This window comes from Herbaspirillum sp. B65, from assembly GCF_000333555.1.
Lineage (GTDB): Bacteria > Pseudomonadota > Gammaproteobacteria > Burkholderiales > Burkholderiaceae_D > Herbaspirillum > Herbaspirillum rubrisubalbicans.
Genome location: NZ_BADI01000046.1, coordinates 1 through 7,739, shown reverse-complemented (window position 1 = coordinate 7,739; position 7,739 = coordinate 1). Strand labels below are relative to the sequence as shown.

General features: G+C 65.3%; 4 protein-coding genes. 3 read left to right on the top strand and 1 reads right to left on the bottom strand.

From position 1 onward, the window contains the following. A partial coding sequence (purL, locus tag I5W_RS01010) for a phosphoribosylformylglycinamidine synthase (RefSeq protein ID WP_044527855.1) occupies positions 1-3,449 on the bottom strand: 3,449 nt, incomplete at its 3' end. Between the two features lie 467 nt (positions 3,450-3,916). Between purL and I5W_RS01005 the strand changes: the two genes are divergently transcribed. From I5W_RS01005 to I5W_RS00995, 3 genes are all read left to right on the top strand, one after another. Next, positions 3,917-5,185, top strand: a complete 1,269-nt coding sequence (locus I5W_RS01005; protein ID WP_044527854.1) for an FAD-dependent oxidoreductase — start codon at positions 3,917-3,919, stop codon at positions 5,183-5,185. A gap of 195 nt (positions 5,186-5,380) precedes the next feature. Continuing rightward, on the top strand, positions 5,381-6,949 hold the full coding sequence (locus I5W_RS01000) for a bifunctional ADP-dependent NAD(P)H-hydrate dehydratase/NAD(P)H-hydrate epimerase (RefSeq protein ID WP_044527853.1): 1,569 nt from the start codon (positions 5,381-5,383) through the stop codon (positions 6,947-6,949). Beyond that, positions 6,903-7,739: DMT family transporter (locus I5W_RS00995; RefSeq protein WP_044527852.1), on the top strand; the 837-nt coding region annotated here is incomplete at its 3' end. The genes I5W_RS01000 and I5W_RS00995, both read left to right, overlap by 47 nt.

Here is a 7,739-nt window from a genome sequence, read left to right as displayed (position 1 = left end):
CCCAGCACGTCACCGTAGGAGAAGCCCCCCACGGCGATGAAGCCCTTGAAGTCATCCAGCTTGGCGCGATTGGCGATCAGGTCGCTCATGTGCACGTCCACCGCCGTGAAGCCGGCCTTGTGCATGGCATAGGCGGTCTCGATGTGCGAGTTCACGCCCTGCTCGCGCAGGATGGCGACCTTGGGACGGGCTGCCGCACCCAGCGACAGGTAGGGGGCGGCGATGTCTTCCTGCGGATCGAACGTCAGCTTGGGCGTCATGCCGGGATCGGCCGCGTCCAGCAGGCGCTCATATTCGGCATCGGCGCAGGCCGGGTTGTCGCGCAGGCGGGCGATGCGCCAGCTGGTCTCGCTCCAGACGCGATGCAGCTCGGCACGCGGCTGGCCGTAGATGTTCTTGGCATCGCGCATGAATTCGATCACGTCACGATCATTGGGCTTGCCGATGATGTGACTGCAAGCGCCCAGGTTGTAGCTGCGCAGCACGTTCATGACCTCCGACTTCTGCTCGGCCGGTACCTGGATGACAGCACCCAGTTCTTCGCTGAACAGCGCGCGCAGGGTCAGTTCATTGCGGCGCTCGGCCACTTGCGTGGTCCAGTTCTTGGAATCACCCCAGTCGGCGGCGTGCTCGGCTTCCATGGTCAGGATGTCGAGGTTGACCGAGATACCGGTATGGCCAGCGAAGGCCATTTCGGCCAAGGTGGCATACAGGCCGCCGTCGGAACGGTCGTGGTAGGCCAGCAGGCGGTCTTCGGTGTTGAGTTGCTGGATGGCGTTGAAGAAGGCCTTCAGGTCTTCGGCACTATCGACGTCCGGGGTCTCGTTGCCGATCTGTTGCATCACCTGCGTCAAGGCCGAAGCCCCCATGCGGTTCTTGCCACGGCCCAGGTCGATCAGGATCAGAACGGTCTCGCCCTTGTCCTTGCGCAGTTGCGGCGTGAGCACGCGGCGTACATCGGTCACGGGCGCAAAACCGGAGACGATCAGCGAGACCGGCGAAGTCACCGACTTGGCGCCCTCTTCATCGCTCCAGGTGCTGCGCATGGATAGCGAATCCTTGCCCACCGGGATCGAGATCCCCAGCGCCGGGCACAATTCCATGCCTACTGCCTTGACGGTATCGAACAGCGCGGCGTCCTGGCCGGGCTGGCCGCAGGCCGCCATCCAGTTGGCCGAGAGCTTGATGTCGCCGATCTNCGCGATGGNTGCCGGCGCGATGTTGGTGATGGCTTCACCGACGGCCATGCGGCCCGAAGCGGGCGCGTCAATCACGGCCAGCGGGGTGCGCTCGCCCATGGCCATGGCTTCACCCAGATAGCCTTCCAGGCCCATGGCGGTCACGGCCACGTCGGCCACCGGCACCTGCCAGGGACCGACCATCTGGTCGCGCACGGTCATGGCGCCGACGCTACGGTCGCCGATGGTGATCAGGAAGGACTTGTCAGCCACGGCCGGCAGGCGCAGCACGCGCTGGGCCACCTCCACCAGGTCCATGCCGGTCAGGTCCACCGGCGGCAGTTGCTTCTCGACGTGCTGCACATCGCGGTGCATCTTGGGCGGCTTGCCCAGCAGCACGTCCATGGGCATATCGACCGGGCTGTTGTTGTGCTCGGGGTCGATCACCTTCAGTTGGCGTTCTTCGGTGGCGGTACCGACCACGGCGAAGGGCGCGCGCTCGCGCTCGCACAGGTATTTGAACAGGGGCAGGTGTTCCGGCAGGATCGCCAACACGTAACGCTCCTGGGATTCATTGCTCCAGATCTCGCGCGGGGCCAGGCCGCTTTCTTCCAGGGGGACTTTGCGCAGGTCGAAGATGGCGCCGCGCTTGGCGTCGTTGGTGATTTCCGGGAAGGCGTTGGACAGACCACCTGCTCCCACGTCGTGGATGGACTGGATCGGGTTCTCGTCACCCAGCGCCCAGCAGGCATTGATGACTTCCTGGGCGCGACGCTCCATTTCCGGGTTGCCACGCTGCACCGAATCGAAGTCCAGGTCGGCGGTATTGACACCGGTGGCCATCGAGGAAGCGGCGCCGCCACCCATGCCGATGCGCATACCGGGGCCGCCCAGCTGGATCAGCAGGCTGCCCACCGGCAGGTCGTTCTTCTTGGTGTGCTTGGCCGAGATGTTGCCCATGCCGCCGGCAATCATGATGGGCTTGTGATAGCCCATGACCTGGCCGCCCACGTTCTGCTCGTAGGTGCGGAAGTAACCGCCCAGGTTGGGACGGCCGAATTCATTGTTGAAGGCGGCGCCCCCGAGCGGGCCGTCGATCATGATCTGCAGGGGCGAAGCGATGCGCTCGGGCTTGCCGTAGATGCCGCCCTGGGCGTGTTCGTCGCGCTGGTCCACCGGCTGGGCCACGTCGCGGGCGTTTTCCCAGGGTTGCACGGCGTGGGTGACCATCAGGTTGGAGACGGTGAAACCGGTCAGGCCGGCCTTGGGCTTGGAACCGCGGCCGGTGGCGCCTTCGTCGCGGATCTCGCCGCCAGCGCCAGTGGAGGCGCCCGGGAACGGCGAGATGGCGGTCGGGTGGTTGTGGGTTTCCACCTTCATCAGGATGTGGGTCAGCTCGTCCGACGCTTCATACACATTGCCCTTGGTGGCGCCGCGCTGGTAGAAGCGCGAGACGGTCGCGCCCTCGATGATGGAGGAGTTGTCCGAATAGGCCACCACGGTGCCCTTGGGCGCCAGTTGGTGGGTGTTCTTGATCATGCCGAACAGCGACTTGTCCTGCTTCTCGCCGTCGATGGTCCAGTCGGCGTTGAAGATCTTGTGGCGGCAGTGTTCGCTGTTGGCCTGGGCGAACATCATCAGTTCCACATCGGTGGGATTGCGCTGGGCCTTGGTAAAGGCTTCCACCAGGTAATCGATCTCATCGTCCGACAGCGCCAGGCCCAGTTCGGTGTTGGCGCGTTCCAGCGCGGCGCGGCCGCCGCCGATCACGTCCACCGACTCCAGCGGCTTGGCCTGCAGTTCCGAGAACAGACCGGCTGCATCTTGGGGATCGCGCAGCACGGTCTCGGTCATGCGATCGTGCAGCAGTGCGGCCACGGCCGGGAGGCTGGCTTCGTTGAGTTTCTTGGCCCCGCCCAACAGGCCCGTCTTGACCTGCACGCGGAAGATGATGCCGCGCTCCACGCGGTGGATATGGCCCATGCCGCAATTGCGCACGATGTCGGTGGCCTTGCTGGCCCAGGGCGAGATGGTGCCGAAACGCGGAATCACCACAAAGGCGTCGCCCTCGTCACTGCCGTTGAAAGGGTCGCCGTAGGTCAGCAGGCCGTTGAGACGGGCCTCATCCTCTTGCGTCAGGGCCTTGGCGTCGACGAAATGCAGGTAGCGGCCGGATACGCCGGTAATGGCGGCATCCACGGCTTGCAATTGGGTCAGAAGGCGTTGGGTACGGAAAGCGGAAAGGGCATTGGAGCCCGGCAGGATCAGCATGGCGAGGTCGAGGCAGTTAGCTTGAATCGGGAAAACCGTGGCAGCATCGCGGCAGGGACCGGTCCACCGGCACCGACCAGCCCCGGATGCCGCATTGCACAAGGAAAAAACGTGCAGGCCTAGGGGTGGCGGAATGATGGATCGTGCGCGCGTTAGCTGGCAGAGCCGGCATTATACAGTGGACACCGCGCCAAGTCCCGCGCAAAGCGAGCAGCCCCGCCATCCTTTCCTGGCCGCTGTCATCGCCCTTCCCGCTCCAAACGTTGTCCTGCCACGAAGGACATGCCTTGCTTGGGGACGATGCCGGGATGTAGCACTGCGGCAATATCTGAACGGCAAGGAAATTTCGCGGTATCATTCGGCCCGCATCGGACCATGGCCTGCCCCTGTGAACCCGCAGCGAGCAGCACAACTCACCGCCCGATGCCCATGACCACAGCGGCCACGCCGCCTCCAAGACGAATAGAGTGAATAGCACACATCGACAGATCGCCGTGATCGGCGGGGGACTTTCAGGGATATGCAGCGCCTACTTCCTGGCCGCCAAGGGCTATGAAGTCGCCGTGATCGAGCGCCGCGCCCATGTGGCCGAAGAAGCCACCTTCGGCGACACGGGCCTGTTGGCGCCGGGGGCGGCCACGCCCCTGACCTTGCCGGGCGCCATGGCCACCTTCGCCTGCCGCTTCCAGGATGAGCCGCGCGTGCTGCTGGCGTCCGGTACCGACTTCGGCCGCCGCCGCTGGATGGGCCGCACGCGCCAGGCACAACAGTATTTTGCACAGAACAAGCTGCGCCTGTCGCGCCTGGCAGCCTATGGCCAGGGCCTGACCCTGCAATTGCAGACGCATTACAACCTGGAACACGAGAATGGCAACGGCGTATTCCACCTGTTCCGCCTGCCGGCCGAAGCAGCGCGCATCGGGCAGATGCAAGAAGCCGCCGAACAATGCGAGTTCAAGCACCAGGCTCTGGACACGGAGGCGATCCGCGCCCTGGAGCCGGCCTTCTCTTCCGGCGCCGCCCTGGCCGGCGCGCTCTACTATCCCGATGACATCGCCGGCAACTGCGTGCTGTTTGCCAAGCAGATGCGCAATGCGGCCCAGGAACTGGGCGTGCGTTTCCATTTCGATTCCACCGTCACCGCCATCCAGGCCGAGTTCGGCGGGCGCGTCATGCTGCAGCTACAGTCGCCGCACCTGGCTTCGCAGATGCGGGTCGATGCGGTGGTGGTGGCCGCCGGCATCTCCAGCGCCGAATTGCTGCGCCCGCTCGATACCGACCTGCCGCTGCGCGCGCTGCAAAGCTATTCGGCCCTGGTGCCGGTCAAGAATCCCGATGACGCGCCCAGCATGGCGCTCTACGACGACAGCTACAAGGTCGCCATGACCCGCCTGGGCGGGCGTATCCGCATCAGCGGCCTGCTGGGCTTCGTGCCGCCGTCGCAGACGCTGCCGCCCAAGGCCTTGCGCAACCTGCTCAAGATTGCCGGCGACTATTACCCCAATGCCGCCAACTACAACCAGGCCCACTTCTGGAGCAATACCATGGCCCTGTTGCCGCATGGCCTGCCCCTGATCGGGCCGACCCGGCAGGGCAACGTGTTCGTCAACGTCGGCCATGGCGCTACCGGCTGGGCAGCCAGCGTGGGCTCGGCGCGCCTGCTGGCCGACCTGGTAGCCGGGGAAGAGACCGAGATCCCGACCGAAGGCCTGTTGCCACGCGACGTGCTGGCTTGATGGCAGAAAAATCGGCGCGCGGCGATACACGAGATACACGATTCGCGCCGATTTTTCATCTGTCGGCGCTCTGCGCGGGCAGCATAATTCCCTTAAAATTCACATCGTCGTTACACCTGCTCCCGGCCAGACCCCACCCGCCTGGACTAGCTTCATCCACGCAGCATTAACCTTCATACGCCAGCGATCCCGATCATGAGCGCGCTCTATTCTGTTGCCGAGATCCGCCAAGTCGAACAAGCCGCCCTGTCCGCCCTGCCTCCTTACACCCTGATGCAACGCGCCGGCGCCGCCATTGCCGAGCAGGCGCAGCAACTGCTGTGCTCGGCCACGGCGTCCTCGCCCTCGGTGCTGATCCTGGCCGGCCCCGGCAACAATGGCGGCGATGCGCTGGAAGCGGCTTGCCTACTGGAAGAAGCCGGCATCGAAGTGAGCGTGCAACTCCATGCCGACCCTAGCCGCCAGCCGCCCGATGCCTGCCGTGCCCTGGCCCGCGCACGCGAGGCCGCGATCCAGTTCATCGACGACCTCAGTGACGCCGCCCTGCGCGCGCAATCCTGGGCACTGGTGATCGATGGTCTGTTCGGTATCGGCCTGGCACGAGCGCCCGGCCCGGCGCTGCGGCCCATCATCGACTACGTCAACAGCCTGCGCTGCCCGGTGCTGTCCATCGATGTGCCCAGCGGCCTGGATGCCGATACCGGCAGCATCGTCGGTGCTCGCGATGGGGTGGCGGTACAAGCCACCCATACCATTACCTTCATCGGCGACAAGCCTGGCCTGCATACCTGCGACGGCAGCGACCACAGCGGCCACATCGTGGTAGAGCCACTGGACATCGAGCCCCGCTTGCTGCCGCCGGCGCGCGCCTTCCTTAACGGCCCGCAGAGCTTTGCCACTGCGCTCAAGCCGCGCGCCAACAACAGCCACAAGGGCAGCTATGGCGACGTGATCGTAGTCGGGGGGGCACGCGGCATGGCCGGCGCGCCGGTGCTGGCTGCCCGCACGGCCGCCTTTGGCGGTGCCGGACGGGTCTACGTGGCCTTCGTCGATGACGGCCTGGCCTATGACGACAAGCACCCGGAACTGATGTTCCGCCTGGCCGACCGCGTCGAATTCGGGGCCAGCGCGGCACTGGTGGTGGGCCCCGGCATGGGCACCTCGCGCCACGCCCATGACCTCCTGGCACGCGCGCTGGAAAGCGAAGCCGACATCGTCATCGATGCCGACGCCCTGAACCTGATCTCGGCCGAGCCGACCCTGCAACACAAGCTGCACAGTCGCAGTCACACGGGTGCGGCCATCACCAGCATCATCACCCCGCATCCGCTGGAAGCGGCACGACTGCTCGACAGCACCACCCAGCAAGTCCAGCAGGATCGGCCGCAGGCGGCGCGTCTGCTGGCACGCCAGTTCAATGCCATCACCGTGCTCAAGGGCGCGGGGACGGTCATCGCCTTCCCTGATGGCCAGATCGCCATCAACCCCAGCGGCAACCCGGCATTGTCCACCGCCGGCACCGGCGATGTCCTGTCGGGTCTGTGTGGGGCACTGCTGGCCCAGGGCTGGCCTACGCGCGCCGCCGCCCTGGCCGCGACCTGGATCCACGGCGCAGCGGCCGACCAGTTGGTGGCCGCAGGCCAGGGGCCGGTGGGACTGACTGCCAGCGAATTCATACCGGCCATCCGAGCCGTGTTCAACCAAATCCTCCGAGACCATGTCCAGCGCCGTCCTGCCACATCCCCGCATCGCCCACAGTCATAAACTGGGCATCCTGTTCCTCATTTCGGGGCTCTGGACACTGTCACTGCTCGATACCGCCGGCAAGCTGCTGGCCCTAGCCGGCTATCACGTGGTGATGATTGCCTGGATGCGCTACACCATCAACCTGTTCTTCATGGCGGCCACGCTGGCGCCGCTGTACCGCCGCCGGCACGGACGCAGCATCCTGCAATCGAACCGGCTCGGCCTGCAATTGGGGCGCGGGGCGCTGCTGCTGGGCTCGACGCTGATTTTCTTTTCGGTGTTGAAGATCGTGCCGCTGGCCGAAGGCACGGCCATGAATTTCTGCGCGCCGCTGATCGTGCTGGCGATCTCGCCCTGGCTATTGGGCGAGCGCAGCTATGTCTCGCGCTGGGTCGCGGTATTGATCGGGTTTGGTGGAATGCTGATCGTGATCCGCCCCAGTGGCGATATCCCGCCCTACGGCGTGGCGCTGGGGCTGATCTCGGCCCTGACCCAGGCCTTGCTGTCGATCCTCAACCGCAAGGCCAGCCAGGCGGACAACCCCATGGTGACGCTGTTCTACGGGGCGCTGGTGGGCAGCGTGGCGTCGACCTTGATGGTGCCCTTCTTCTGGACCAGCCATATGCCCAGCATGGTCGAACTGGCGATCCTGGTCTCCACCGGCATTACCAGCACCATCGGCCACTTCCTGCAGAACACCGCCTACAAGCACGCCGAGGCCTCGGTGCTGACGCCCTTCTTCTATGCCCAGATCATCTCGGCCTGCGGCATGGGTTGGCTGGTGTTCGGACAATTCCCGGACAGCATC

What these genes read in the sequence shown, in the direction of transcription:
- I5W_RS01000 (WP_044527853.1), top strand. Translation starts at nt 5,381, where the DNA reads ATGAGCGCGCTCTATTCTGTTGCCGAGATCCGCCAAGTCGAACAAGCC.